Origin of the sequence: Salinibacterium sp. ZJ450 (assembly GCF_011751885.2) — a bacterium.
In the GTDB taxonomy this organism is placed as follows: Bacteria; Actinomycetota; Actinomycetes; order Actinomycetales; family Microbacteriaceae; genus Ruicaihuangia.
Map to the genome: position 1 here is coordinate 1,943,408 of NZ_CP061771.1, position 25,088 is coordinate 1,968,495.

General features: G+C 67.8%; 27 protein-coding genes. 8 read left to right on the top strand and 19 right to left on the bottom strand.

The genetic code is table 11. The features are described from left to right. Positions 1 to 54 precede the first annotated feature (54 nt). From HCT51_RS09215 to recO, 4 genes are all read right to left on the bottom strand, one after another. Entirely contained in the window at positions 55 to 750 is a 696-nt protein-coding gene (locus HCT51_RS09215; protein WP_166874532.1) for an NUDIX hydrolase, read from the bottom strand. A gap of 193 nt (positions 751 to 943) precedes the next feature. Next, positions 944 to 1,309: a cupin domain-containing protein gene (locus HCT51_RS09220; RefSeq protein WP_166873013.1), complete on the bottom strand. Its 366-nt coding sequence runs from the start codon at positions 1,307 to 1,309 to the stop codon at positions 944 to 946. Between the two features lie 116 nt (positions 1,310 to 1,425). After that, positions 1,426 to 2,220 carry an isoprenyl transferase gene (locus tag HCT51_RS09225; protein WP_166873016.1) on the bottom strand — a complete coding sequence of 265 codons (795 nt, stop codon included), beginning with the start codon at positions 2,218 to 2,220 and terminating at the stop codon, positions 1,426 to 1,428. Further along, positions 2,217 to 2,963 (bottom strand): DNA repair protein RecO, encoded by a 747-nt coding sequence (gene recO / locus HCT51_RS09230; RefSeq protein ID WP_166873020.1) that lies wholly within the window; start codon positions 2,961 to 2,963, stop codon positions 2,217 to 2,219. Before recO ends, HCT51_RS09225 begins: the two co-directional genes overlap by 4 nt. 72 nt (positions 2,964 to 3,035) lie before the next feature. On the opposite strand from recO, the gene HCT51_RS09235 reads away from it, so the two are divergent. Beyond that, complete coding sequence (locus tag HCT51_RS09235; RefSeq protein ID WP_166873023.1) at positions 3,036 to 3,734, top strand: trimeric intracellular cation channel family protein; 699 nt, start codon at positions 3,036 to 3,038, stop codon at positions 3,732 to 3,734. A gap of 72 nt (positions 3,735 to 3,806) precedes the next feature. Here HCT51_RS09235 and leuA read toward each other — a convergent pair whose 3' ends face one another. Then, a complete protein-coding gene (gene leuA, locus HCT51_RS09240; RefSeq protein WP_166873026.1) occupies positions 3,807 to 5,573 on the bottom strand; it encodes a 2-isopropylmalate synthase in 1,767 nt (588 codons plus the stop codon). 214 nt (positions 5,574 to 5,787) lie between these two features. On the opposite strand from leuA, the gene HCT51_RS09245 reads away from it, so the two are divergent. Together HCT51_RS09245 and HCT51_RS09250 are read left to right on the top strand one after the other, a co-directional pair. Beyond that, positions 5,788 to 7,329, top strand: a complete 1,542-nt coding sequence (locus tag HCT51_RS09245) for a S1C family serine protease (protein WP_166873029.1) — start codon at positions 5,788 to 5,790, stop codon at positions 7,327 to 7,329. An 80-nt stretch (positions 7,330 to 7,409) separates the two neighbouring features. Then, a complete protein-coding gene (locus HCT51_RS09250) occupies positions 7,410 to 8,054 on the top strand; it encodes a hypothetical protein (protein WP_166873032.1) in 645 nt (214 codons plus the stop codon). Positions 8,055 to 8,083: 29 nt separating this feature from the next. Here the strand turns inward: HCT51_RS09250 and HCT51_RS09255 are convergent, their stop codons facing one another. The 9 genes from HCT51_RS09255 to HCT51_RS09295 form a co-directional block, all read right to left on the bottom strand. Beyond that, positions 8,084 to 9,475 carry an ABC transporter permease gene (locus HCT51_RS09255; RefSeq protein ID WP_166873036.1) on the bottom strand — a complete coding sequence of 464 codons (1,392 nt, stop codon included), beginning with the start codon at positions 9,473 to 9,475 and terminating at the stop codon, positions 8,084 to 8,086. Further along, positions 9,472 to 10,233 (bottom strand): ABC transporter ATP-binding protein, encoded by a 762-nt coding sequence (locus HCT51_RS09260; protein WP_166873039.1) that lies wholly within the window; start codon positions 10,231 to 10,233, stop codon positions 9,472 to 9,474. Before HCT51_RS09260 ends, HCT51_RS09255 begins: the two co-directional genes overlap by 4 nt. A gap of 91 nt (positions 10,234 to 10,324) precedes the next feature. Beyond that, positions 10,325 to 10,990 carry a response regulator gene (locus tag HCT51_RS09265; protein WP_166873042.1) on the bottom strand — a complete coding sequence of 222 codons (666 nt, stop codon included), beginning with the start codon at positions 10,988 to 10,990 and terminating at the stop codon, positions 10,325 to 10,327. Further along, a complete protein-coding gene (locus tag HCT51_RS09270) occupies positions 10,987 to 12,216 on the bottom strand; it encodes a sensor histidine kinase (RefSeq protein WP_166873045.1) in 1,230 nt (409 codons plus the stop codon). The genes HCT51_RS09265 and HCT51_RS09270 overlap by 4 nt, the downstream gene beginning before the upstream one ends. An 87-nt stretch (positions 12,217 to 12,303) precedes the next feature. After that, positions 12,304 to 13,203 (bottom strand): GTPase Era, encoded by a 900-nt coding sequence (gene era / locus HCT51_RS09275; RefSeq protein ID WP_166873048.1) that lies wholly within the window; start codon positions 13,201 to 13,203, stop codon positions 12,304 to 12,306. Next, positions 13,200 to 14,507 carry a hemolysin family protein gene (locus tag HCT51_RS09280; RefSeq protein ID WP_166873051.1) on the bottom strand — a complete coding sequence of 436 codons (1,308 nt, stop codon included), beginning with the start codon at positions 14,505 to 14,507 and terminating at the stop codon, positions 13,200 to 13,202. The genes era and HCT51_RS09280 overlap by 4 nt, the downstream gene beginning before the upstream one ends. Before the next feature lie 7 nt (positions 14,508 to 14,514). Then, on the bottom strand, positions 14,515 to 14,976 hold the full coding sequence (ybeY, locus tag HCT51_RS09285; RefSeq protein ID WP_166873054.1) for an rRNA maturation RNase YbeY: 462 nt from the start codon (positions 14,974 to 14,976) through the stop codon (positions 14,515 to 14,517). 2 nt (positions 14,977 to 14,978) lie between these two features. Then, complete coding sequence (locus HCT51_RS09290) at positions 14,979 to 16,043, bottom strand: PhoH family protein (protein ID WP_166874534.1); 1,065 nt, start codon at positions 16,041 to 16,043, stop codon at positions 14,979 to 14,981. Between the two features lie 43 nt (positions 16,044 to 16,086). Continuing rightward, on the bottom strand, positions 16,087 to 16,431 hold the full coding sequence (locus HCT51_RS09295; RefSeq protein ID WP_166873057.1) for a histidine triad nucleotide-binding protein: 345 nt from the start codon (positions 16,429 to 16,431) through the stop codon (positions 16,087 to 16,089). A gap of 90 nt (positions 16,432 to 16,521) precedes the next feature. Between HCT51_RS09295 and HCT51_RS18735 the strand changes: the two genes are divergently transcribed. From HCT51_RS18735 to HCT51_RS09310, 3 genes are read left to right on the top strand one after another with little or no spacing between them, the layout of a single operon-like run. After that, positions 16,522 to 17,772: a sensor histidine kinase gene (locus HCT51_RS18735; protein ID WP_224760423.1), complete on the top strand. Its 1,251-nt coding sequence runs from the start codon at positions 16,522 to 16,524 to the stop codon at positions 17,770 to 17,772. Continuing rightward, a complete protein-coding gene (locus tag HCT51_RS09305) occupies positions 17,760 to 18,410 on the top strand; it encodes a response regulator (RefSeq protein WP_166873060.1) in 651 nt (216 codons plus the stop codon). The genes HCT51_RS18735 and HCT51_RS09305 overlap by 13 nt, the downstream gene beginning before the upstream one ends. A gap of 46 nt (positions 18,411 to 18,456) precedes the next feature. Beyond that, the gene (locus HCT51_RS09310) at positions 18,457 to 19,299 is read left to right on the top strand and encodes a DUF4097 family beta strand repeat-containing protein (protein ID WP_166873063.1); all 843 of its coding nucleotides are present in this window, start codon (positions 18,457 to 18,459) and stop codon (positions 19,297 to 19,299) included. A gap of 2 nt (positions 19,300 to 19,301) precedes the next feature. Here the strand turns inward: HCT51_RS09310 and HCT51_RS09315 are convergent, their stop codons facing one another. Genes HCT51_RS09315 through hrcA form a run of 3 tightly spaced genes read right to left on the bottom strand, consistent with a single transcriptional unit; the run spans position 19,302 to position 22,175 of the window. Then, the gene (locus tag HCT51_RS09315) at positions 19,302 to 20,039 is read right to left on the bottom strand and encodes a 16S rRNA (uracil(1498)-N(3))-methyltransferase (RefSeq protein WP_166873066.1); all 738 of its coding nucleotides are present in this window, start codon (positions 20,037 to 20,039) and stop codon (positions 19,302 to 19,304) included. Between the two features lie 4 nt (positions 20,040 to 20,043). Next, positions 20,044 to 21,147, bottom strand: coding sequence for a molecular chaperone DnaJ (gene dnaJ / locus HCT51_RS09320; protein ID WP_166873069.1), 1,104 nt, complete (start codon positions 21,145 to 21,147; stop codon positions 20,044 to 20,046). Beyond that, positions 21,147 to 22,175 (bottom strand): heat-inducible transcriptional repressor HrcA, encoded by a 1,029-nt coding sequence (gene hrcA / locus HCT51_RS09325; protein ID WP_166873072.1) that lies wholly within the window; start codon positions 22,173 to 22,175, stop codon positions 21,147 to 21,149. Before hrcA ends, dnaJ begins: the two co-directional genes overlap by 1 nt. A 204-nt stretch (positions 22,176 to 22,379) precedes the next feature. Between hrcA and HCT51_RS09330 the strand changes: the two genes are divergently transcribed. Together HCT51_RS09330 and HCT51_RS09335 are read left to right on the top strand one after the other, a co-directional pair. Beyond that, positions 22,380 to 22,763, top strand: coding sequence for a DUF4870 domain-containing protein (locus HCT51_RS09330; RefSeq protein WP_166873075.1), 384 nt, complete (start codon positions 22,380 to 22,382; stop codon positions 22,761 to 22,763). A 23-nt stretch (positions 22,764 to 22,786) separates the two neighbouring features. Then, positions 22,787 to 23,140, top strand: a complete 354-nt coding sequence (locus HCT51_RS09335; protein WP_166873077.1) for a DUF4870 domain-containing protein — start codon at positions 22,787 to 22,789, stop codon at positions 23,138 to 23,140. A 15-nt stretch (positions 23,141 to 23,155) separates the two neighbouring features. Here the strand turns inward: HCT51_RS09335 and hemW are convergent, their stop codons facing one another. Together hemW and HCT51_RS09345 are read right to left on the bottom strand one after the other, a co-directional pair. Then, a complete protein-coding gene (hemW, locus tag HCT51_RS09340; RefSeq protein ID WP_166873081.1) occupies positions 23,156 to 24,382 on the bottom strand; it encodes a radical SAM family heme chaperone HemW in 1,227 nt (408 codons plus the stop codon). Further along, complete coding sequence (locus tag HCT51_RS09345; RefSeq protein WP_224760424.1) at positions 24,382 to 25,086, bottom strand: DUF1990 family protein; 705 nt, start codon at positions 25,084 to 25,086, stop codon at positions 24,382 to 24,384. Before HCT51_RS09345 ends, hemW begins: the two co-directional genes overlap by 1 nt. Positions 25,087 to 25,088: the final 2 nt, after the last annotated feature.

A 25,088-nucleotide genomic window follows, 5' to 3' on the forward strand; every position in this document is an offset into this window, starting at 1 on the left:
AGGTGTGGATAGTCGGTGCGGATTTCGGATGCGGGATCGTCGGGCGTGGGGCCGTCAGATGCCGGGTAGCGGTCCGATGTCGGTCATGCTGACCGAGTCGTCGTACCGGTACAGGCGCGGGGGGCGGTGGCGACCTCCCATGACGACACGGTTGGTCGGCACGAGGGTCTTCTCGACCTGCCGGCGGAAGTTCGCCGGGTCGATGGGTTTCTGCAGCACGGCCTCGTAGACCTGGCGCAGTTCGGCGAGCGTGAAGGTTTCGCCGAGCAGGGCGTGCGCGATCCGGCTGTACTCCATTTTGTTGCGGAGCCGCCAGAGCGCGTAGTCGACGATCGTGTTGTGGTCGAAGGCGAGTTCCGGCAGGTCGTCGGCGGCGAACCAGCGCACGTTCTCGCCCACGGTCGCCCGCTCGGCCTCTTCGGGGTGCACGAGGGCCCAGTACACGATCGAGACGACGCGGTTGCCGGGCGAGCGATCCGGATCACCGAAGGCGTAGAGCTGTTCCAGATACTTCGGTGCCAGCCCGGTGGTGTCGCGCAGCGAGCGACGGGCGGCGGTCGCCAGGCCCTCATCCACCAACAATGGACCACCGGGTAATGCCCAGCGCCCCGACCAGGGATCGCGGATGCGGCGCACCAACGGCAGCCAGAGCGCAGCGACTCCGGTCTCGTCGTCGACCTGCAGCGCAAAGATGACGGTGGACACGGCGAGCGTCACGTCGCTGTGCTCTGCACTGTGCGCTGCGTCCATCATCGGCTGCCCATCTCGGAGTAAAGGTCTTTGTGACCTTAAGAGATTGTACAGCCTGACGGAGGGTTGTGCTGCCAGCTGCACCGCTCAGGGCGACCATGCGGGGTCTCTCACACCATGCGGGGCTACGTAGCTCCGCATGGTGTGAGAAACCCCGCGCGGTCCGCGAATCCGCGGGTCGCGTCCGCCGACGTCAGCGCGGGGCTCCCCAAACCGACGCTCCCTGCCAGTCCACGACGACGACCTGTTCGTCGCCGACCACCCAGGCGTCATGGCGCGAGGGCAGGGAGATGACGTCGCCCGGACCCGCGTCCATCTCCGTGCCGTCTTCCATCTGAACGTGGATGCGACCGGCGATATGGTACTGCTGGTGCGGCGCCTCGCACAGGTCGGTTCCGGCTACCGGTTTGACGTCGGTGGTCCAACGCCACCCCGGCTGCAGTGTGAGCCGACCGATCTCTGCGCCGCCGGCGAGCTTGACGAGTTCGAGCCGCCAGTTCGACCCTTCGCGCACCTCGTCGGGCTTCTCGAACGTTCCTTTTTCAACGGGTTGAGACATGACCGCTCCTCCGTGAGTGGGGTCACCGCGGCGCCGATCGCCTCGACGATCCTTCTCGCAGGCTAGATCCGTTCCTCAGCTGTAATCCGGATGCACGGAACTCTCCCAGCGGAGGTTCAGGCCTTCGGCGTGTCGACGGCGCCGCCGAAGCGCCGGTTGCGCTGGGCGTAGGTGGTCACGGCATCCCAGAGCTGTTCCCTGGTGAAGTCGGGCCACAGCGTGTCGAGGAACACCATCTCGGCGTATGCGCTCTGCCACAGCATGAAGTTGCTGGTGCGCTGCTCCCCCGAGCTGCGCACGAACAGGTCGACATCCGGCAGCTCCGGCGCGTACAGGTGCTTCTGGATGGTCTTCTCGCTGATGCCGGATGGCTTGAGCCGTCCGGCCGCGACATCCTCGGCGATCTGCCGCACCGCGTCGGTGACTTCCACTCGTCCGCCGTAGTTGACGCACATGGTGAGGGTCATGGTGCTGTTGCCCTCGGTCAGCCGTTCGGCGAACTGCAGTTCCTTGATCACGGACCCCCACAGCCGCGGCTTGCGGCCGGCCCAGCGCACCCGCACTCCCCAGGCGTTCAGCTGGTCGCGGCGGCGGTGCAGCACGTCGCGGTTGAAGCCCATCAGAAAGCGCACCTCGTCGGGTGAGCGTCGCCAGTTCTCGGTGGAGAAGGCGTACACGCTGAGGTGCTTGACCCCGATTTGAATGGCGCCGGCGACCACGTCGAGCAGGCTCGCCTCGCCAGCGCGGTGACCCTCGACGCGCGGCAGGCCGCGCTGGTTCGCCCAGCGGCCGTTGCCGTCCATCACGATGGCCACATGCTCGGGAACCGCGCCCTTCAGGAACTCCGGAGGGTAGACGCCGGTCCAGTCCAGCGGGCGAAAGTCGGCGGCATCCTTGTGCGTCTTCTTCATGAAGTCCTTGGCATCTGGGGGGAACGGTCGACGTGTTCGAGCGAGCGCAGGCTGCGCTCGAGGTGGAACTGGGTGTACGCGGCGACCACGCCGCTGGCCTGGGAGCGGGCGCGGGGCTCGGCGGCGTCGGCGCGCTGCCAGTCGCCGGCGAGGAGCGCGCCGAGCAGGCCGATCGTCTCGGCATCCAGCCGGGGTGAGCCCGGGGGTGCCACCTCGTCGGCGACGACGCCGCCCATCTGCACCACGAAGGCGGTGTGCGGACCGGGCGCTCCGGTGACCGCGCAGTCGATGAAGCTCGGCGCCCAGCCGGCAACCGCCAGGGCGCGCAGCAGGTAGGAGTCCAGGGTGAGCGCCGCCCCGTGCTCGCGGCGGGCCAGCGAGCGGAGCGCTCCGACCAGCAGCACGTACTGCTGAACGCTGCCGAGGTCGTCGGTGAGCTTGTCCGCGGTTTCCACCATGGCGGTCGCGGCGGTGTAACAGGCGTAGTCGCTGACGATGTCGGCGCCGTAGGAGGCGAGCGTCTCGGCCTGGGTGATGGTGTCGAGGGAACGGCCCTCGTACAGCTGCACGTCAACGAGCATGAACGGCTCGAGGCGCGCCCCGAACTTGGAGGCGGTGCGCCGCACCCCCTTCGCCACCGCACGGATCTTGCCGTGCTGCCGGCTGAGCATGGTCACGATGCGGTCTGCTTCCCCCAGCTTGTGGGTGCGCAACACCACAGCTTCGTCACGGTAAAGGGGCACGTTTCCAGTATCCCCCGTCGCGGGCGCGGCACCGTGACCAGCGCGGGCGCGGCACCGTGATAGAAACAGAGAGTGACGACCGCCGCCCTTGTGACCCCGCTCTGGGCAGACCTCCTCGCCGCGGGCGTCGGCGCGTTGCAGGGGGCGATGTACGCCGCACTGTTCAAGGGCCAGCGCCTCGACTGGCTCGGCGTCGCGATCATCGGCATGGCCACCGGGCTCGGCGGTGGTGTGCTGCGCGACATCCTGTTGAATACCGATCTCGCCGCCCTGCAGAGCAACTGGTATCTGGTGGTCACCACCGGCGCGGCGCTGCTCGGCATGCTGCTGGAGCGGCTGTTCTCCCGGCTCGGGCACGTGATCACCGTGCTCGACGCGCTCACCATCGGCCTGTTCGGCGCGATCGGCGCCACCAAGGCGCTCTCGCTCGGCCTGCCCGAGGTGCCGGCGGTGTTCGTCGGTGTGCTGTCCGCGGTGGGCGGGTCGATCATGCGGGACGTGCTGCTGAACATCCCGGTGGCGATCATGAACGTCGGGTCGCTCTACGCGGTCGCGGCATTCTCCGGGGCGGCGTGGGTGGTGATCTTGCTGTCGTTCGACGTTCCCATGGCGGTGGCGGCCACGGTCGGCGTGGCGGTGACCTTCGGCGTGAGAGTGCTCGCCGTCAAATTCAACTGGCGACTGCCAGAACAGCGTCAACTCGAGCGGATGCCGCGGATTCCGAGGCTTCCCCGACCGCGGCTGCGCCGCCCCGGTACGCGCGACCGCTGAGCCGCCCGCCATGCTGAAACGGCTCCCGGCGCGTGATGTCGCACGCGCGGGGAGCCGTTTCGTCAGCTGCGGTTAGACGGCCGCGAGGTTGCGGTCGCCGACGCCGGCCCGGATTGCCCGGTTGACCGCCGAGACGATGGCCTTCAGCGAGGCCGTCGAGATGTCCGCGTCGATGCCGACGCCCCACAGGGTCATGCCGTTCACGCTCAGTTCCACGTACGAGGCGGCCAGCGCGTCACCGCCGGCGCTCAGCGCGTGCTCGGAGTAGTCGAACAGGCGGATGTCGAGGCCCTGCTCCTCCATGATCTTGAGGAACGCGGCGATCGGCCCGTTGCCGGTGGCCGCGGCGTCCACCATCCGGTCGCCGACGCGCAGCTCGATGTCGAGCATCACGTCGCCGGACAGGTCGCTCGCGGTGCGCGTGCGGGCCAGCTCGAAGCGGCCCCACTTGGCCTCGGGGTGCTCGGCGGGAGCCGGCAGGTACTCGTCCTGGAAGATCGTCCAGATCTCGGCAGAGGTGACCTCGCCACCCTCGGTGTCGGTCTTCGACTGCACCACGCCCGAGAACTCGATCTGCAGCTTGCGCGGCAGCTCCAGCGAGTGGTCGGTCTTCAGCAGGTAGGCGACGCCGCCCTTGCCGGACTGCGAATTCACCCGGATCACGGCCTCGTAGCTGCGGCCGACATCCTTCGGATCGATCGGCAGGTAGGGAACCGCCCAGTGCAGGTCGTCGACCGAGACGCCCTTCGCCTGGGCTTCCGCCTCCATGGCCTCGAAGCCCTTCTTGATGGCGTCCTGGTGCGAGCCGCTGAACGCGGTGTAGACCAGGTCGCCGGCCCACGGGCTGCGCTCGCCCACCTTCAGCTGGTTGCAGTACTCGGCGGTGCGGCGGATCTCGTCCAGGTCGCTGAAGTCGATCTGCGGGTCGATGCCCTGCGTGAACATGTTCAGGCCCAGCGCCACCAGGTCGACGTTGCCGGTGCGCTCACCGTTGCCGAACAGGCAGCCCTCGATGCGGTCGCCGCCAGCCAGATAGCCGAGCTCGGCGGCGGCAACGCCGGTGCCGCGGTCGTTGTGCGGATGCAGCGAGAGAATCACGTTCTCGCGGTGGTTTAGCCGCCGCGACATCCACTCAATGGAATCGGCGTAGACATTGGGCGTTGCCATCTCGACGGTGGCCGGCAGGTTGATGATCACCTTGCGCTCGGGCGTGGGCTCGAACACCTCGATCACCTTGTTGCAGACCTCGAGCGCGTAGTCGAGTTCGGTGCCGGTGTAGCTCTCCGGCGAGTACTCGTAGTAGACCGTGGTCTCGGGAATCGTCTTCTCGTACTGGCGGCAGAGCGTCGCGCCCTCGACCGCGATGTCGATGACGCCCTGCTTGTCGGTGCGGAACACCACCTCGCGCTGCAGGATGCTGGTCGAGTTGTACAGGTGCACGATCGCCTGCTTGACGCCCTTGATCGACTCGTAGGTGCGGGCGATCAGGTGCTCGCGCGCCTGGGTCAGCACCTGGATGGTGACGTCATCCGGGATGGCGTTCTCTTCGATCAGCGAGCGGACGAAGTCGTAGTCGGTCTGGCTCGCCGACGGGAAGCCGACCTCGATCTCCTTGTAGCCCATGCGCACCAGCAGGTCGAACATGAGGCGCTTGCGCTCGGGGCTCATCGGGTCGATCAGCGACTGGTTGCCATCGCGCAGGTCGACGGCGCACCAGCGCGGCGCCTGCGTGATGTGCTTGTCCGGCCAGGTGCGATCTGGCAGTTCCACGGTGATCTGCTCGTGGTACGGACGGTACTTGTGCGTCGGCATCGGCGACGGCTTCTGGTTGTTCTTCATTTCCTAGTGCTCTTTCCCAAGTCTTCTGTGGTCAGCCAACGGCAAACTCCGCGACGAGGGAGGCCTGAAACTAGGACTCGTCGCGGCAGCTAAGAAGGAGCAGACCGAACAGCACAGATTTAGGGTAGCACCTCGCTGTCAACCGCTGGCGGCACTGCCGCGATCGGGAGTACTCTCACCGCACAACGGGGGCATGAGTTCCAAGGAGGCACGCATGTTCCCTACCCGCCGGCCCTCACGCGACATCCGAATCCTCGCCGCGGCCGCAGTCGCTGCCATCACGGCCATCGCGCTCGGCGCGTGCACTGCCACGTCCGCGAACGAACCGGCCCCGGTCGAGTTCGACGATCTGCAGAGCGCCACAATTCAGATTCAGGCGCAGGGCACGTTCATCGACAAAGGCACCACGAACGCTTCGGAAACTGCCGGGCGGGGATCCGGGTTCCTGATCGATCCCAGTGGCATTGCCGTGACCAACAATCACGTGGTCACCGGCGCCGGTACCCTCAAGGTCTGGCTCGGCGGCGACACCGACCGCGAGTACGGGGCGACGGTGCTCGGCGCGTCTGAGTGCCTCGATCTCGCGGTGATCCAGTTGGATGCGGACGAGCTCCCGTTCATGGCGTGGCGCGAGGGTGAGATCAAGAACGCGCTCGACGTGTACTCCGCCGGCTTCCCGCTGGGCGACCCCGAGTTCACCCTCACCAAGGGCATTGTGTCGAAGGCCGATACGGCATCGGAGGACGCGTGGGCCTCGCTCGATCACGTGATCGAGCATGACGCGCGCATCCGCGGGGGCAACTCTGGCGGGCCGTTGGTGGACAGCAACGGCCGGGTGGTCGGAGTGAATTACGCCGGCATCGATGAGCTCGACTACAACTACGCCATCCATCGCGATCAGGTGATGCCGGTGATCGAGGACCTGACGGCCGGTAAGCCGGTTCTCTCACTCGGGATCAACGCCGAGGCGATGCCCCCGGCCGACGACGGATCCGCGGTGGGCATCTGGGTGGCGTCGGTGAAGGCGGGCGGCCCGGCGGACGAGGCCGGTGTCGAATCCGGTGACCTGCTGGTGGACATGGCCGGGATCTCGCTTGGCCAGAACGGCACCCTGGAGGACTATTGCCGCGTGCTGCAGACGCAGGGCACCGAAGCCATCGATGTGACCCTGTATCGACCGGCCACCGAAGAGCTGTGGGAGGGACAGTTCAACGGCCGCGCGCTCGAGCTCGTCTCCCGGGGCGACACCGGCGGCGGCGGCACAGGCGGCGCCGAGACCGTCGGCTCGTTCGTGACCGTGACCGACGACAGTGGCGCGGTCACTGTGCAGGTTCCCGACACCTGGACGGATGTCGGCGGTGCCGGATACACCGATGACGCCGGCGCGCAGTGGTTCGACATCTCCGCCAGTCCCGACCTGAACGAGTTCTTCACCACTTGGACCGTCGCGGGTGTCAGCGTGTCGGCGTCGAGGGACTTGGCCGGCACCGACACCGCCGCGTACCTTGCCGCGGTCGGCGCTAAGAGCGTCGGCGATGCGTGCACGCTCCGGGAGACCGACGTCTACGACGACGGTTACTACACCGGTCACTACACGTACTGGACCGCGTGCGACGGTGTGAGCGATTACGTCGTGGTCGTGGCAAACGATTCGGCCGGAACCCATCTCGTCATGCTTCGCCTTCAGATGCTGAGCGAGCTGGATCGCAGCACCGTGCTCGAAACCATCGTGTCGTCCTTCATGGCCAAGTTCTGACGCGCGCTCGACCGAACTGACGTCGAACACGAACGAATCGTTGGGTGGTGCCGGCTGCCGTCCACCGGGAAACTGATCGCATGAGTGCATCTCCTTCTCTGCGGCGGCTGGCGACGCTGTCCGGCGTCATCCTGCTGACCGGCGCGCTTCTGACAGCCTGCGCGACGCCCGCTGCTCAGCCCTCCGACGACGGCCCGGGCGCGGCGCCATCGGGGCACAGCGCGGCCGCAGGCGAGGTGATCGGTCAGGGCACCGTGCTGCAGGTGGAACCGGATGCCGCGCAGCTGTGCCTCGGCGGGGTGATGGAGTCCTATCCCCCACAGTGCTCCGGCCCCGACATCGTGGCCTGGGACTGGGCAGCGGTGGAGTACGAGGAGAGCTCGGGTGGCGTGACCTGGGGCACGTACGCGGTGCAGGGCACCTGGGACGGCGAGATATTCACTCTGACCCAGCCGGCCATCCCGCTGGCGCTGTACGACCCGATGGCCGACATCGATCCGCGCACCCTGCCGGAGAACGCCGGTTCCGCGACCGAGCCGGAGCTCGAGGCGATCCAGCAGCAACTGATCGATGAGGCCAGCGTCGACGTGCTGATGACGTGGCCCGAGAACGGGTACCTGTTCGTGACGGTCGTGCACGACGACGGCGCCCTGCAGGGGTACTTCGACGAGAGGTTCGGACCCGACGTGATTGCCGTCGGGTCCGCCCTCAAGCCGGTGAGCTGACCGGGCCGTCCGCCGGTCGGCCGGTCGGACTAGTCGACGGCTAGCGCGGCAACCGGGCTGATCCGCGTCGCGCGACGGGATGGCGCGACCGAGGCGACCCAGGTGAGCAAGGCCGCTCCGCCGGTGAGCACCGCCAGCAGCGCCCACGGAATGCCGGGGGCGATCCAGCCGACACCGGGCAGCGAGCCGAACAGCGACTGCGCGCCGGCCCAGCCGTAGAAGCCACCGAGGAGCACGCCGACCAGCACGGAGGCGACCGTCAGCTGCGCGCTTTCGGCAAGGATCGTGCGGCGCACTTGGGAGGCGGTGAAGCCCAGAGCGCGCAGCAGCCCCAGTTCCCGGCGGCGCTGCATCACGCTGAGCGACAGGTTGTTCACCATGCCGACTGCGGCGATCAGTGCGCTGAAGCCAATGAGCGCCGAGAAGATGCCCACGGTCATCATGATCACCTGTTCGACCGCCTGGTAGAGGCCGGGTTTGAGCTCGTTCATGCGCAGCAGCACCTCCCAGTACGACTGGGCGGCCACCGCGAACATGGTGACCAGGGTGACGCCGATCACCAGACCGATGGTGGTGCGGGAGCTGCGTTCCGGGTAGCGCACCGCGTTCTCGGCGGCGAGCCGGGCGGGCGCGCTGGGGCCGAGCAGGCGGCCAACCAGACGGAGCGCGGGAGGCATCACCAGGTGGGCGCCCTGCACCAGACCGGTGAAGGAGAGCATGCCGCCGACGATGCCGATCAGCACCCCCAGGCTGGAGACGAGTCCGACCACCACGCCGGTGGCGAGCAGCCCGAAGCCGAGCACGAACAGCACGATGGCGAACACGGTGCGGCGCGGGCGCGCCAGGGTCTCCTCCCGACTCGGTTCGGCGGCGGCGCCGGTGGCCTGAATCGGCGTGACCGCGAGCACCCGTCGGGAGCCGACCCACGAGGCCAGCCAGGTGGTCAGCACCACCGCGATGATCGGCACCAGCACGATGGGCTGCGCGTAGTCGATCGGGAACTGCGGCATCCACGCGGCGGCAACTGCGGCCTGCACGCCCACGACAACCAGGGCAGTGCCGAACAGGGCACCCAGGATGCCGCCGACCAGGCCGACGAGAAGTCCCTCCTTCGCCACATTTCGCCGCAGCGAGCCGGCCGTGGCGCCGATCAGCCGGTACAGCGCGATCACCCGGGTGCGCCCAGCGATGATCGTCGCGAAGGTGTTAGCGGTGACGATTGCGCCCACATAGATCGCGATGGCGAAGAACACGGCCGCGACCAGCCCGTACATCAGGGCGATCTGCCCGCTCTGGCTCGCCAGCCCGTCTGCGGCAACTGCCGCGCCGAGTACGCCGACTGCTTGCAGCAAGGACACTCCAAACGCGCTGCTCAGGGTGGCGACGAGGATGCTGGCTGCGTGCTCTTTCGGGATGCTCATGCTGCCCGCTCCATGCTGAGCATCAGTGCGCTGATCTCTTCCGCGGTCGACCGGCCTCGGTCGGCGACGACCTGGCCGTCGGCCAGCACGAGGATGCGGTCGGCGTGGCTCGCGGCGATCGGGTCGTGGGTGACCATGGCGATGCTCTGCCCATACTCGGTGGCGGCCGCCGCGAGCAGGCTCAATACTTCGCGGCCGGTGCGCGAGTCGAGGTTGCCGGTCGGCTCGTCGGCGAACACGAGGTCTGGGCGAGCGGCCAGGGCGCGGGCGATCGCCACTCGCTGCTGCTGGCCGCCGGAGAGTTCGTGCGGTCGGTGCCGCAGACGTTCGGTGAGTCCCAGCGTGTCGACCAGCTGGTCGATCCAGGCGCGCTCGGTGGTGGACGGCTTGCGGCCATCCAGCTCGAACGGCAGGGCGATGTTGCCGGCGATGTCGAGCGTCGGCACCAGGTTGAACGACTGGAACACGAACCCGACCCTGCGCCGACGCAGCAGGGTGAGCTCCTTGTCGCCGAGGCCGGTGATGTCGGTGTCGCCGAGCCAGACCTGGCCCGAGGTGGCGGAGTCGAGGCCCGCCATGATGTGCATGAGCGTCGACTTGCCGGAACCGCTCGGACCCATGATGGCGGTGAACTGGCCGCGCCGGATGCCGATGCTGACGTCGCGCAGGGCGTCGACCTGTCCGCGGCCGTGTCCGTAGGACTTGCTGAGATTGCTGACCCTGGCGACCAGGCCGAGGTCGGAAGTGGTGATGTGCATGTATTCCACGCTAGGCATGTAGAGGAATACTCGCGTCAGTCTGCGGGGTGAACCCGCGTACATCGTTCGGATGACCTTCGGTCGCCAGCCGTCAGTCGACCAGCCCGTGCTCGAACGCGAACACCACCAGCTGCACCCGGTCGCGCAGGCCAAGCTTGCCGAGCACCCGGCTGATGTGGGTCTTGACCGTGGCCTCGCTGAGAAATTCGGATGCCGCGATCTCCGCGTTGCTCAGCCCCTTGGCGGCGTGGGCGAAGATGTCGCGTTCCCGCGCGGTCAGGGTCGCGAAGCTGGCGGGCTTCTCCGGTCGGCGTGACGCGCCGGAGAAGTGCTCAAACAGGTCGCGGGTCGCGGATGCCGCGATTACGGCGTTCCCCGCGTGCACGGTGCGGATGGCGGCGAGCAGAAACTCGGGATCGGCGTCTTTCAGCACGAACCCGCTGGCTCCCCCGCGGATCGCCCTGGCCGCGGCCTCATCGAGGTCGAAGGTGGTGAGCACGATCACCCGCGGCGGGGTCTGGCCCCGGCGGTCCGCCGCGGCGAGGATCGCCATGGTCGACTCGATGCCGTCCATCACCGGCATCCGGATGTCCATCAAAATCACGTCGGGACGCTCGGTTGCGGCGAGCTCGATCGCCTGCCTGCCGTCGCCGGCCTCCCCGGCGAACTCGAGGTCGGGCTGTGAGCTGACCAGCATGCGGATGCCGGCGCGGAACAGCGCCTGGTCGTCGACCAGCGCGACGCGAATGCGGGTCACGCGGGCACCGCTGGTTGGGTGGGCCCGGCGGGCTGCGCCGGGGTGGGCAGCGCCATCTGCGCCGTCTGCGTGAACGGAATCTCGGCGTTCACCCGGAACCGGCCGTCGATGGCGCCCGCGGTCAGGCGGCCGCCGACCAGCGTCGCCCGTTCGCGCATGCCGGCGAGGCCGTGCCCGAGCCGCGTCTCGGCGGCATGCTGGGTGCCCTGGCAGGCGTTCTGCACCTCCAGCTCGACGCTGTCCACGTGCCAGGTGAGGGTGAGCCGCACCGGTTCGGCCAGCTCGCCGTGCCGCAGCGCGTTGGTGAGGGCTTCCTGAGTGATCCGGTACACCGCGAGCTGGTGCGCGGTGCTGAGCGGGCCGGGGTCGCCGTGCTCGGCGGCATCGATCGTGAGACCGGCGGCGCGCAGCTGGTCGATGAGACGGTCGAGGTCGCCGAGTCCCGGCTGCGGCGCGTCGCCCTGGCTGTGCCGCAGCTGGCCGAGCAACACCCGCACGTCGGCCAGCGCCTCCCGCGCGGTGCTGGAGATCGCGGTCAAGGCGGTGTCCACGGCATCCGGATCGGTCTGGCGCACATAACGGGCACCGTCGGCCTGGGCGATCACCACGGCCAGCGAGTGGGCGACGACGTCGTGCATGTCGCGCGCGATCCGGTTGCGCTCCTGTTCGACGACGACCGTTTCCTCGGCCGCGCGGCGGGCGCGGGAGGCCTCGCGGTTGCGCAGCACCGCCATCAGCAGCAGGCCGGCCAACCACGGCAGGCCGAGCACCGCGAGCATCGCGGCGAAGGTCAGCCCGAACTGCAGCAGCAGCTCGGGCAGGCCGGTCCAGCCGAGCAGGGTCCCGGATCCACCGAGCGCCATTCCCTTCAGCACCAGGTACAGGGCGGCCGTCGCCGCGCCCACTCCCACCGAGGCCAGGCCCAGCCAGCGCACCAGGCGGGTGCCGTAGGCGGCGGTGGTGAACAGCACCAGCAGGATCGCACCGTTGTGCAGGTTGGGCAGGATGTCGCCGACCATCTGCAGGATGGCGCCGATCCAGGCGATGCCGAGCGCCAGGCCGGGGCTGACCCGGCGCAGCCCGACCGCGATCGCGTAGAGCACGATCAGCACGGGCCAGACCGGCGTGGCATCCTGCATCACCGAGGGCTGCCAGAACAGCAGGGCGAAGAGCAGCGCGAGCACGCCGTCGACGACGTACTGGTAAGGCTTGAGCGCGCGGATCATCCCTCCACGCTATTGGCTCGGCGTCGCGACATCCTCACGTTCACCGCAAAATCATCCTCGCGGTGTACGTCGAGGGTCGCGGATGGGTCAGAACCCGAGCCGGCCGAGCTGCTTCGGGTCGCGCTGCCAGTCCTTCGCCACCTTCACCCGGATCGACAGGAACACCTGCTTGCCGACGAGCGGCTCGATCTCGGCGCGGGCACGGGCGCCGACATCCTGCAGCCGGGCGCCGCCCTTGCCGATGATGATGCCCTTCTGGCTGTCGCGCTCGACGAACAGGTTGACGTAGATCTCGACGAGGTCCTTGTCCTCCCGCTCGACCATGTCGTCGATCGTGACCGCCAGGGAGTGCGGCAGCTCCTCGCTGACGCCCTCGAGCGCGGCCTCGCGCACCAGTTCCGCGACCCTGGCCTCGAGGCCCTCGTCGGTGACCGCGTCGTCGGGGTAGAGCGCCTCGGAGATGGGCATCAGTTTGAGCAACTCGTCGACCAGCGTGTTGAGCTGGATCTTGTCGATGGCGGACACCGGGATGATGGCGTCCCAGTCGCGTAGCTCGCTGACCGCGAGCAGCTGCTCCGCCACGGCGGTCTTGCCTGCGGCGTCGATCTTGGTGACGATCGCGACCTTCTTGGCGCGCGGGTACTGGTCGAGCTGCTCGTTGATGAACCGGTCGCCCGGGCCGAGCTTCTCGTCGGCGGGAATGCACAGGCCGACGACATCCACGTCGCCGAGGGTGGACTGCACGACGCTGTTCAACCGTTCACCGAGCAGGGTGCGCGGGCGGTGCATGCCTGGGGTGTCGACGATGATCAGCTGCCCGGCGGGATCGTGCACCACCCCGCGGATGGCGCGCCTGGTGGTCTGCGGCTTGGAACTGGTGATGGCGACCTTCTCGCCTACCAGCGCGTTCGTGAGCGTGGACTTGCCTACGTTCGGGCGCCCGACGAATGAGACGAATCCCGCGCGGAAGGTGTCTGGGTGGGTCATGATGTGGTCTCTTCCGGTTGTGGCTCGAATGCTCTCTGCACGTCGATCAAGGCCTGGTCCCGTTCGACGAGCACCGTGGTGACACGCTTGCGTCGCCCCTCGGTGCGTTCCGCGGTGAGCACGAGGCCGCTGGTGGTGGCGGCAGAGCCGGGGTCGGGCAGTCTGCCCAGCACCTTGGTCAGCAGTCCGCCGACCGAGTCGACGTCATCGTCGTCCAGTTCCAGGCCGAACAAGTCGCCCAGCTCGTCAACCGGCAGGCGCGCGCTGACCCGGTAGATCCCGTCGCCCAGTTGCTGCACGTCAGGGACGTCGCGGTCGTACTCGTCGGAGATGTCGCCGACCAGCTCCTCGATCAGGTCTTCCATCGTCACGAGGCCGGCGATGCCGCCGTGCTCGTCGACGACCATCAGCAGGTGGTTGCTCTCCAGCTGCATCTGCCGCAGCGTGGCGTCGGCCTTCTTCGACTCGGGCACGAAGCTGGCCGGTCTGGCCAGGTCGCGGGCGGTGATCCGGTCGTAGTCGAGCGGTCGCTCGTAACTCAGGCGGGCGACATCCCGCAGATACAGGATGCCGAGCACCTCGTCGGCGTCCTTACCTTCCACGGGAACCCGCGATACGCCCTTGCTGAGGAACAGTCCGGTGGCGGCACTGATCGACGCGTCATCATCGATGGTGACCATGTCGGTGCGCGGGACCATCACCTCGCGCACCACCGTCTCGTTGAACTCGAAGATGGAGTGGATCAGCGCGCGGTCGTCCTCTTCGAGCACCCGCAGCTCGGTGGCCTCGTCGACCATGCTGAGCAGCTGCTGCTCGTTCGCGAACGCCACGGTCTTCGGCCGTCCGGGCGTCACCTTGTTGCCGAGGAACACCAGTGCGTTGGCGAGCGGGCCGAGCAGCACCCGGATGCCGCGGATCAGCAGCGCCGTGGAGCGCACCAGCACCTCGGGGTGCGCGCGGCCGACGCTGCGCGGGCTGGAGCCGACGAGCACGAAGGATGCCGCGGTCATGATGAGTGCGCTCAGCAGCAGCGTGAGCCACCACTGGTCGACGGTGTACGCCAGCGCGAGGGTGACGAGCACGGCGGCGGTGGTCTCCGCCACGATGCGCATGAAGTTCAGCGCATTGATGTGGGCGCCGACGTCGGCTGCGATGGCGAGGATCGACTTGCGGGCTCGGCTGTGGTGGGCGAGCTCGACCAGGTCGTTGCGGCTGAGCGACGCCACCGCGGAGTCGGCGGCTGCGAGCAGACCGCCGAACGCGACGAGCACCACCGCGACCGCGATGAAGACGGGGATCATCATGGATGCGTTACTTCGACCGTTCCGTCATGTGGAATCCGATCAGGATGTCGCGCTGTAGCCCGAACATCTCCTTCTCCTCGTCCGGCTCCGCGTGGTCGAACCCGAGCAGGTGCAGCAGCCCGTGGGTGGTGAGCAGCAGCAGTTCCTCGAGCGTGGAGTGCCCGGCGGTCTCGGCCTGCGCTGCGGCCACCTGGGGGCAGAGCACGATGTCGCCGAGCAGTCCGGCGGGGGTGACGGCGTCCTCGGTGCCCGGGCGGAGCTCATCCATCGGGAAGCTCAGCACGTCGGTGGGGCCCGGCTCATCCATCCACTGCACATGCAGTTGCTCCATGGCGCCCTCGTCGACCAGCACGATCGCCAGCTCCGCCTCCGGGTGCACGTGCAGCTGATCGAGCGCGTACGCGGCCAGCCGCTGCAGGGCAGTTTCGTCGACCGCGATCGTCGATTCGTTGTTGATCTCAATGCTCATGTCTAGCGTCCCCATCTGCGCTCGGGGCGCGGCGATCGTGATTGGTGGTCGCGCGGCGCGGCGCCGCGGCGTTCGGCCCGGTTGGCCGCCTCGACGGCTTCCGCGTGCGCCTGTTTGCGTTCGAACTTCTGCGCCTGCTTCTCGGCATCGAACTTGGTGTAGGCGTCGACGATGCGGCCGACCAGCGAGTGGCGGACGACGTCCTCGCTGGTCAATTCGGCAAAGTAGATGTCGTCGATGTTCCTCAGCACCCGCGTGACCAACTGCAGTCCGCTGGCGCCGAGCGGCAGGTCGACCTGGGTGATGTCACCGGTGACCACCATCCTGGAGCCGAAGCCGAGCCGGGTGAGGAACATCTTTATCTGCTCCGGGGTGGTGTTCTGCGCCTCGTCCAGCACCACGAACGAGTCGTTCAGGGTGCGGCCGCGCATGTAGGCGAGCGGCGCCACCTCGACTGTGCCGGCCGCGAGCAGCTTGGGCACGAGCTCGGGATCCATCATCTCGTTCAGGGCGTCGTACAGCGGCCGCAGATAGGGGTCGATCTTGTCGGTGAGCGTGCCGGGCAAGAAGCCCAGGCGCTCCCCCGCTTCCACGGCCGGCCGGGTGAGGATGATGCGGTTGACCTCTTTGCGCTGCAGCGCCTGCACCGCCTTGGCCATGGCCAGGTAGGTCTTGCCGGTACCGGCCGGGCCGATGCCGAAGACGATCGTGTTGTTATCGATCGCGTCCACATAGTTCTTCTGCCCGAGCGTCTTCGGGCGGATGCTCTTGCCCCGGCTGGTGAGAATGGCCTGACTGAGCAGGTCGGCCGGGCTGCCCGCGCCGCTCTCCAGGATGCGGGCGGATCGTGTCACGTCGGCCTGTTCGAGATCGCTGCCGTTCTGCACCATCAGGATCAACTCCTCGACCAGTCGTCTGGCCGCTTGTACCTGACGCGGGTCACCGCTCAGGGAGATCTCATTGCCTCGTACGAGAACCTGCACGAGGGGAAACTGGCGTTCGATCGTGGTCAGCAGGCGGTCCTGCGGACCCAGCAACCGCACCATGGCGACGCCGTCGACCTGCATCTCGACGCGATCCTCTGGGGGCGTCGACGGGCGGGTGTTGTCGCTATCGACCAAGTGAGCCTTCTTCGAGGGCGCCGCTCAGCACGTGCGCGTGGACATGGAACACGGTCTGACCGGATGACGGGCCCGTGTTGAAGATGAGGCGGAACTCGCCGTTGGCGTGTTCCTCGGCGATCTGCTGCGCCGTAGCCACGAGCTCGGCGAGCAACTGCGGGTCGCCCGCCGCGAGTTCCACCACGTTGGCGTAGTCCTCGGTTTTCGGCACCACGAGGATGTGGACCGGCGCCTTGGGGGCGATATCGCGGAACGCGATCATCCGGTCGGTCTCCAGCACGATGTCGGCTGGAATCTCGCGGTCAATGATGCGCGAGAAGATCGAAGTGCTCATGTGCCCATCTTAACCGGGTGGGGTTATCCCCCGCGGAAGTTTCGTGATGGCCCGGTCGAGCGGCGGGCGCGGCGCCAATACGGTTGAGACATGAGGAAAGCCGCGCTATCGACCTGGGTCTCGGCGATCGACCTGCTGCTCGACGCGATTCTCGGCGCAATCTGGCTGACGATCATGCTGACGCTGCTGATCACCGGGGTGTCCCTGCTGCCCGTGCTCGGCATCGGCATCCTGTTGATCTTCGCCGCCGCGCTGCTGACCCGGTTCACCGGCACCGTCGAACGGCTGCGCGCGAACGCGATCTACGGCCTCGATATCGCACCCGCACCGCGCAAGCCGTCGTCGATGACCGGCTGGCGGCGACCGTTCAGCCAGGCCGCGCTCGACCTCACCACGGTCAGCACCTGGCGCATCATGCTGCACCACCTGGTCAGCGCGGTGCTCGGCTATCTGGTCTTCATGCTGGCGGTGTGGGCGGTCGTCAACGCTGTGCTGCTCATCATCTACCCGTCCGAGGATCCGGCCGGCCTCACGCTGCTGGTCCCGGTGCTGCAGGACTGGCTCGGCGCCGCCGGACGACCCTGGGCGATCATCATCGGCGTCATCCTGATCGGCGCGGTGCCGCTGCTGATCTACTTCGCCGGGCACTTCGACCGGTCGATCCTCGCCCCCCTGCTCGGGCCGCCGGTGGTCGACGAACTGGAACAGCGCATCGAAACCCTGGCGGATGCCCGTCAGGGTGCGGTTGACGCCGCCACCTCGGAGCGCCTGCGGATTGAACGCGACCTGCACGACGGGGTGCAGCCCCGGCTGGTCTCCGTCGCGATGACCCTGGGGATGGCGCGAAACAAGTTCGAGAGCGACCCGGCCGCTGCCCTCGCCCTGGTGGAGCGGGCGCACGAGGACGCCAAGGACGCCATCACCGACCTGCGGCAACTCGCGCGCGGCATCCACCCTGCGGTGCTCACCGACCGCGGCCTGGATGCGTCGTTGTCAGCGCTCGCCTCCCGCTGTGTGGTGCCGACCAGCGTGTCGTTCCGACTGCCGTCACGGCCGCCGGCCGAGATTGAGGCGGTCATCTACTTCACCGTCGCCGAATCGCTCACCAATGTGGCGAAGCACTCGGGAGCCACGCTCTGCCACGTCGACGTGACCTACGAGAGCGGTCGGATCCTGGCCACGGTCACCGACAACGGCCGGGGTGGCGCCGCCATTCCGCCGGCCGGCGGCGGCCTGTCTGGCATGCGCGATCGGGTGCGGTCCGCCCGCGGCTCGCTGCGGGTCGACAGCCCGACCGGCGGCCCAACCATCGTCACTGTGGAGGTGCCATGCGTGTTGTAATCGCCGAGGACTCGGTTCTGCTTCGAGCCGGCCTTGAACTGCTGCTCACCGATGCCGGACATGAGGTGGTGGCCGCGGTGGACGAACCCAACGCCCTGCTCGCCGCCGTGAACGAACACGCGCCAGACCTGGCAATCGTTGACGTGCGGATGCCGCCGACGTTCACCGACGAGGGAGTGCGGGCCGCCGCGCTGATGCGTGCCCAGAACCCGGAGGTCAAGGTGCTGGTGCTCTCCCAGTACGTCGAGGAGCGCTACGCCAGCGAACTCATCGCCGGCGGCACCAGCGGTTTCGGCTACATGCTGAAGGACCGCGTCGCCGACGTCAACGAGTTCCTCTCCGCGGTTGACCGGGTCGGCTCCGGCGGCACGGCGCTCGACCCCGAAGTCGTCTCGCAGATCGTGATCCGCTCCCGCCGCACCGACGGCCTCGAGCGGCTCACCGAACGGGAGAACGCCGTGATGAAACTCGTCGCGGAAGGCCGCTCGAACCAGGCCATTGCCGCCGCACTGTTCATCGGCGAAGGATCAGTGGAAAAGCACATCACCGCCATCTTCAGCAAGCTCAACCTGCCCGCCGAGGACAGCGGAAACCGCCGCGTGCTCGCCGTGTTGCGCTACCTCGAGAGCGCCCGCTAGGCCGCCCGGCCGCACACCCTCACCTCCCCAAACAGGAAGAATCGCCATGTCTACCCAGGTACCAGCGCCCGTCCAGCCGACCCCGCGCAAGTCGCATGCGTTGCGCACGACGCTCATCGTGATCGGCTCGGTGCTGCTCCTGCTGCTGATCGCGTCCGTCATCGTGAACATCGTGACCGCGCTGACCCGCACCGACGCGTCCGGCACCTACGAGGTAGGTGAATCGTTCGAGTCGATCCGACTCGACGCGGACGCCAGCGATGTCGATGTCAGCTTCGCGGATGTCAATGAGCCGACCATCACGTTCGACCAAACCGACTCCAACCGGGCGGTCACCTTCGAGCAGGGCGTGCGCGGTGATGAACTGCGCATCGTGGCGAACAGCCGTGGCGGGTTCTTCCCGTTCGGTTTCTGGCCGTGGGGCGTCAGCGACTCGTCCACGATCGACCTGGTACTGCCGGAAGCCATGAACGATGGCTCGCTGTCGCTCGACCTGACGAGCGCCGCGGGGAACATGAGCGTTGACGGCGACTTCGCCGATGTGACCGTCTCACTCACCGCCGGCAACCTCGATCTCGTCGGATCCGCCGACGTCGCCACCCTGGAGTCGACCGCCGGCAACGTGCGTATCGATGACTTCACGGCCACCGAGCTGACCGTGGACTCCACGGCCGGCGATGTGAGGGTCGAGTTGACCGAGCTGCCCGATGAGCTGCGGTTCTCCTCGGTGGCCGGCAATCAGGAAGTCGTGCTTCCCGACGGCGAGTACCGGATCAACACCGACACCGTGGCCGGCAATGTGACCATCGACGTACCGAGCGACCCGAATGCGGAGCGGGTCTACCACTTCGAGTCGGTGGCGGGCGACATCCGAATCTTGAACCGGTAGCCCTACCAGCGCCCCAGCATGGCGCTCAGCACGGCGACCGCCGCGGGGCCGGCGGTCGACGTGCGCAACACGTGCTCGCCAAGGCGAACCACCGACGCCCCGCCGGCTCGCAGCAGGTCGAGTTCGGCGGGGGCGATCCCGCCCTCCGGACCCACCACGAGCAGCAGGTCGCGCTCGTCTGGCCCGCCGCCATCGCGGAACAGCTCGGTGAGCGCGATCTCCCCGGTCGGGTCGAGCACGATCAGCCGCTCGGGTCTGGCGGCGAGCTGCTTGGTGGAGTGCAGCTCGGTCACCTCGGGCAGCCAGGCGCGCATCGACTGTTTGGTCGCCTCCCGCACGATGCTGGCCCACCGCTCCCGGCCCTTGGCCAGCTTCTGACCCTCCCACCGGCTGATCGAGCGCTGCGCGGCCCACGGCAGCACCGCGTCGATGCCGAGTTCGGTGGCGGCCTGCACGGCGAGCTCGTCACGGTCGCCCTTGGCCAGCGCCTGCGCCAGCGCCAGCCGCGGGGTCGGCGGCGCCAGCTCGGTCACCGTCTCGACCCGCAGGGCGAGGCGCGCGGCATCCGCTTCGGTGATTTCGCCGTTGACGACGAGGCCGGTCCCGTTGCCGATCGACAACTGTTCACCGACCCGCATCCGGCTCACCGTGACGGCGTGCTTCGCCTCGGCGCCGGTCAGCTCCACCGTGCCGCCGACGACTGCCGTCTGGAGCGCCTCGTTCAGGTAGAAGTGCGCCACCGGGCTAGATGTTCAGAAACCGGTCGCGCAGCTTGGTGAACAGACCCTGCTGGAAGTGCGCCAACTTCGGCGGCTCCTGCCGGTGCTTCTGCGCGAACTGCCTGATGAGGTCTTCTTCCTTGCGGTTGAGTTTCATCGGCGTGACAACCTGCACACCGATGCGCAGGTCGCCTCGGCCGACACCGCGCAGGTGCGTGATGCCGCGATCCTTGATCGTGATCACTTCGGCGCTTTGCGTGCCTGGCTTGATGTCGATAGCCACGTCACCGTCGAGGGTCTGCAGCGTGGTCGACGTGCCGAGGATCGCGTCTGCCATCGACACCTCGAGGGTGGCGAGCAGGTCGTCGCCGTTGCGGCTGAAGGTGTCATGGTGGCGCACCTTGATTTCGAGGTACAGGTCGCCTCGCGGGCCGCCGGCCTGGCCGACCTCGCCCTGGCCCGGCATCTGCAGCCGAACGCCGGTGTCGACGCCCGCCGGAATGTCGACGGAGATCGTGCGACGGGCGCGCACCCGGCCCTGGCCGGCGCAGCTCGGGCACGGGTTCGGGATGACGGTGCCGTAGCCGCGGCAGGTGCCGCACGGGTTCGACGTCATCACGTTGCCGAGCAGGCTGCGAACCGCGCGCTGGATGGTGCCGGTGCCGTGGCAGATGTCGCAGGTGACGGGCGACGTGCCCGGCGCGCAGCATGAGCCGTTGCAGGTCTCGCAGAGCACCGCGGTGTCCACCTCGATGTCGCGCTTGGTGCCGAACACCACCTCGTCGAGGTCGACCTCGACCCGAAGCAGGGCGTCCTGTCCCCGCTCGCGGCGTGATCGGGGACCGCGACCGCCGCCGGCGCCCGAGCCGAAGAAGGTCTCGAAGATGTCGCCGAACCCGCCGAAGCCGGCTCCGCCGAAGCTCGGTTGCGGGCCGAGGTCGTACTGCTGGCGCTGCTGCGGGTCACTCAGCACGTCGTAGGCGTGCGTGACGAGCTTGAACCGCTCCGAGGCGTCCGGGCTGGGGTTCACGTCGGGGTGTAATTCCCGGGCAAGGCGGCGATAGGCCTTCTTGATCTCGTCGGGGCTTGCGTTGCGATCGACGCCCAAGACGTCGTAATGGTCTGCCACTACCTGGTTTCCTCACCGAGCAGCCGCGAGAGGTAGCGAGCTACCGCCCGTACAGCTGCCATATTGTTTGAATAGTCCATGCGGGTCGGCCCGAGCACGCCGAGACGCGCGAGGCCGGTTTCGGATGACGCGTAGCCGCTGGTCAGCACCGAGGCGTCGGCGAGCCCGAATTCCGCGTTCTCCCGCCCGATGCTCACCGTGACGGTGCTCGGGTCGATTCCCATTTCATGGAAGAGCTTCAGCAAGGTCACCTGTTCTTCGATGGCCTCGAGCACAGGATAAAGGTTGCCGCTGAAGTCTTCCTCTGTGCGCACCAGATTGGCGGTGCCCGCCATCACCAGCCGGTCGTGGCGGTTGGCCGCCACCTGTTCGATCAGGCTGTTCGCCACCTGGGCCACCACGCCGGCGCGCTCCGGCGAGAACCGGTCGGTCAGCGAGCCCAGTAGCCCGGTCGACTCTGCCAGCGACTTACCGACGATCGCACCGTTGATCTTGGCCCGCAGCTCGCCGAGGAACACCTCATCGGGTGCCTCCGCAATGTCGATCACGGCCTGATCGACGCGGCCACGGTCGGTGATCAGCACGCTCATCACCCGGGTTGAGCCGATCGGCACCAGTTCCACGTGCCGGACGCGGGCCGCGGAGAACGACGGGTACTGCACGAGCGCCACCTGGCTAGTCAGCTGGGACAGCAGCCGTACCGCCCGCGACAGCACGTCGTCGAGGTCTGCGGACTGGCCGAGGAAGGTTTCGATGGCGGTGCGCTGGGCGTTGGTGAGCGGCTGGAGGTCGGCCAACTGGTCGACGAAGACCCGGTAGCCCTTGTCTGTGGGAATCCGGCCCGACGACGTATGCGGCGCCGTGATCAGTTCCTCTTCTTCCAGCAGCGCCATGTCGTTGCGAATCGTCGCCGCCGACACCCCAAACGCATGCCGTTCCACGATCGACTTCGAGCCGACCGGTTCGCGCGAGGCGACATAGTCCTGCACGATCACGCGCAGCACTTCAAGACTGCGTTCAGAAGCCATGTCTCACCATCCTTCGCCGCTCACTCCCGTGCCCCTCTGGCACTCCCAATCGGAGACTGCCAATTCTACCGCGAGGAAGCGCGTGGCGGTGATTGCCACGACACAGCCGAGGCGCTAGCTTGTGACTGATCGCCGCCACACCCCCATCCGGGGGCGTTCGGAGCGCACCGAAGCGATTCCCTGCTCAACCGGAAGGCACCCACCATGACTGACCCCAACGCACAGCCGGCACAGCCCGTGGTTCCGCTGACGGAGGCCGAGGACAAGCAGTGGGCGTCGTTCGCGCACCTCGGCGGCATCCTGAGCTTTGTGCCCGCCCTCATCATCTACCTGGTGTTCAAGGATCGCGGCGCGTTCACCCGTCAGGAGGCGAAGGAAGCGCTCAACTTCCAGATCACGCTGGTGCTGGCCTACGTGGCGCTCTGGATCCTCGGCGCCATCCTGCTCTTCTTCGTGATCGGCCTGCTGATCTGGAACGCCACCTGGCTGGTCTGGGTCGCCGGCGTGATCTTCTCCATCCTCGGCTTCGTATCGGCGAAGGATGGCACGGCGTACCGCTACCCGTTCAACATCCGGTTCATCAAGTAGCAGCCGACTGCTTTAATGAGGGCATGTCCAACCCTTATGAATCGCAGCAGCAACTGAGCCCAGCCGATGAAAAGATGTGGGCAACCCTGATCCACATCGGCGGGATCTTCTTCAGCTTCGTGCCGGCCCTGATCGGTTACCTGGTACTCAAGGACCGCGGGCCGTTTGTGCGTGAACACAGCCGCAACGCCCTGAACTTCCAGCTCACCATGCTTCTGGCGAGCTTCATCGGCGGAATCACCAGCGTCATCCTGATCGGATTTCTCATCCTCGGGGCGGTGTTCATCGTCGTCGTGGTGTTCAGCATCCTCGCGGCGGTGGCGGCCAACCGCGGCCAGATGTACGTGTACCCGTTGACGATTCAGTTCGTCAAGTAGGGGCTCGTCACGTGGTCAGTCGCCGAGCAGGCGTCTGACCACGATGTCTGCCAGCAGTCGGCCGCGCAGTGTCGGCACGATGGTCCCGGCGATGGCGGCAGCCGGGTCCACCAGTTCATCGGCGATCAGGCCGGCAACGGCCACTCGGCCGGCGGGGGTGAGTTCGCCGGTGCTCAGGCCGTCTCGGATGCGGGAGCGCAGCAGCACCCGCTCCACCCGCCGCGTTTCCGGGTCGAGCGTTTCGCGTCCGGCGGCCGGTGACTGCCCGCCCAGGATGCGGTCGGCATAGGCAGCCGGATGCTTCACGTTCCACCAGCGCACGCCGCCGACGTGGCTGTGTGCGCCGGGCCCGACGCCCCACCAGTCCGCACCCTGCCAATAGCTCAGGTTGTGCCGCGAACGGTGTTCGGCCGTGCGTGACCAGTTGCTCACCTCGTACCAGTCAAACCCAGCCTCTGCCAGCATCCGGTCGGCAAGCTCGTACATGTCGGCCTGCAGGTCGTCGTCAGGGGCGGCCACCTCGCCGCGTTTGATCTGTCTGGCCAGCTTTGTGCCGTCTTCCACGATCAGCGCGTAGGCGGAGACATGGTCGGGCTGCTGGGCGATGGCGTGTTCCAGCGACCGCTGCCAGTCGTCCAGGCTCTCCCCCGGTGTGCCATAGATCAGGTCCAGGCTGACCTGCAGCCCGGCTTCCCGCGCCCACTGCACCACCAGCGGAACCCGCTCGGGATCGTGGGTGCGCTCGAGGGTTGCCAGCACGTGCGGCACCGCCGACTGCATGCCAAAGGAGACCCGGGTGAACCCGGCGGCCTTCAGCGCCTGCAGGTAGTCCAGGTCGACGGAGTCGGGGTTCGCCTCGGTGGTGACCTCGGCCCCTGGCACCAGCCCCCAGGTGTCGACGACCGCGTGGAACATCTCGATCAGGTCGCTGGCCGGCAGCAGCGTGGGCGTTCCGCCGCCGAAGAACACGGTGGACACCGGGCGGGCCGGTACACCGCTGTGGTCGAGCACGGTCTGCGCCAGGGCGATCTCGGTGACCGCCTGCGCGGCGTAGTCGCTGCGCTTCACCCCGCGCAGCTCGGTGGCGGTGTAGGTATTGAAGTCGCAGTATCCGCAGCGCACCCGGCAGAACGGCACGTGCAGGTACACGCCGAAGTTGCGGGCGTCGGCGCCCTCGGCGACGGAGGCGGGCAGCAGTCCGTCGGGTGGTGCCGGATCGGCGAGAGGGAGGGCGCTGGGCATCAGTCGACGCTCGATGTCAGATCGGTCGGTGTCGCATCGGTCGGGGGCGCCGCGTCCGCTGCCACCACCAGCGCCTTGAGGTAACGCTTCACGTACATCCGCTGCAGCACGACCAGGCCTGGGTACGCAGCCCACCAGTACCAGGTGGACGGCCGCCAGAACAGTCGAATGTCGAGCCAGACTGATCCGTCGTCGGTCTGGTCGATGACGAAGCTCTCTTCGCCGGTGAGCGGATGACCGTCCCGAGTGCCGTAGGCCAACCCGCGGCGGTGCGGCTCCTCGACGAAGAAGACCACCCGCACCGGCGCCTGCCAGCGGATGCCCAGCGCCTTCAGGGTGAGGGTCGCGGTCGTCCCCGGGGTCGCCAGCTGCGCACCGTCGGCGGTGTACTCGATCTCGGCCGTCTCGACCGGGGCGGCCGGAACGACCGGTTTACCCGCCTGGTCGAACCCGACCGGCGTGTACGACGTCTCATCGACGGGCGGCACCTCGTCGACCTGCACCTCGATGCCGCTGTACTTGTGCAGCTGCCAGGTGCGCAGTTGCTCAACAGCCGCCTCGAATCGGGCGTCGCCGTGCCCGATGCGAGTGCGGTAGTGCGCCGCGCGGAAGCCCGTCGGCGGGTAGGTCAGCAGGTCGTCGGCTTGCGTGCCGCCGATCGCGCCGTAGGTGACGTTCGAGGGCTGGTGAGATGCGCGTCGCATGG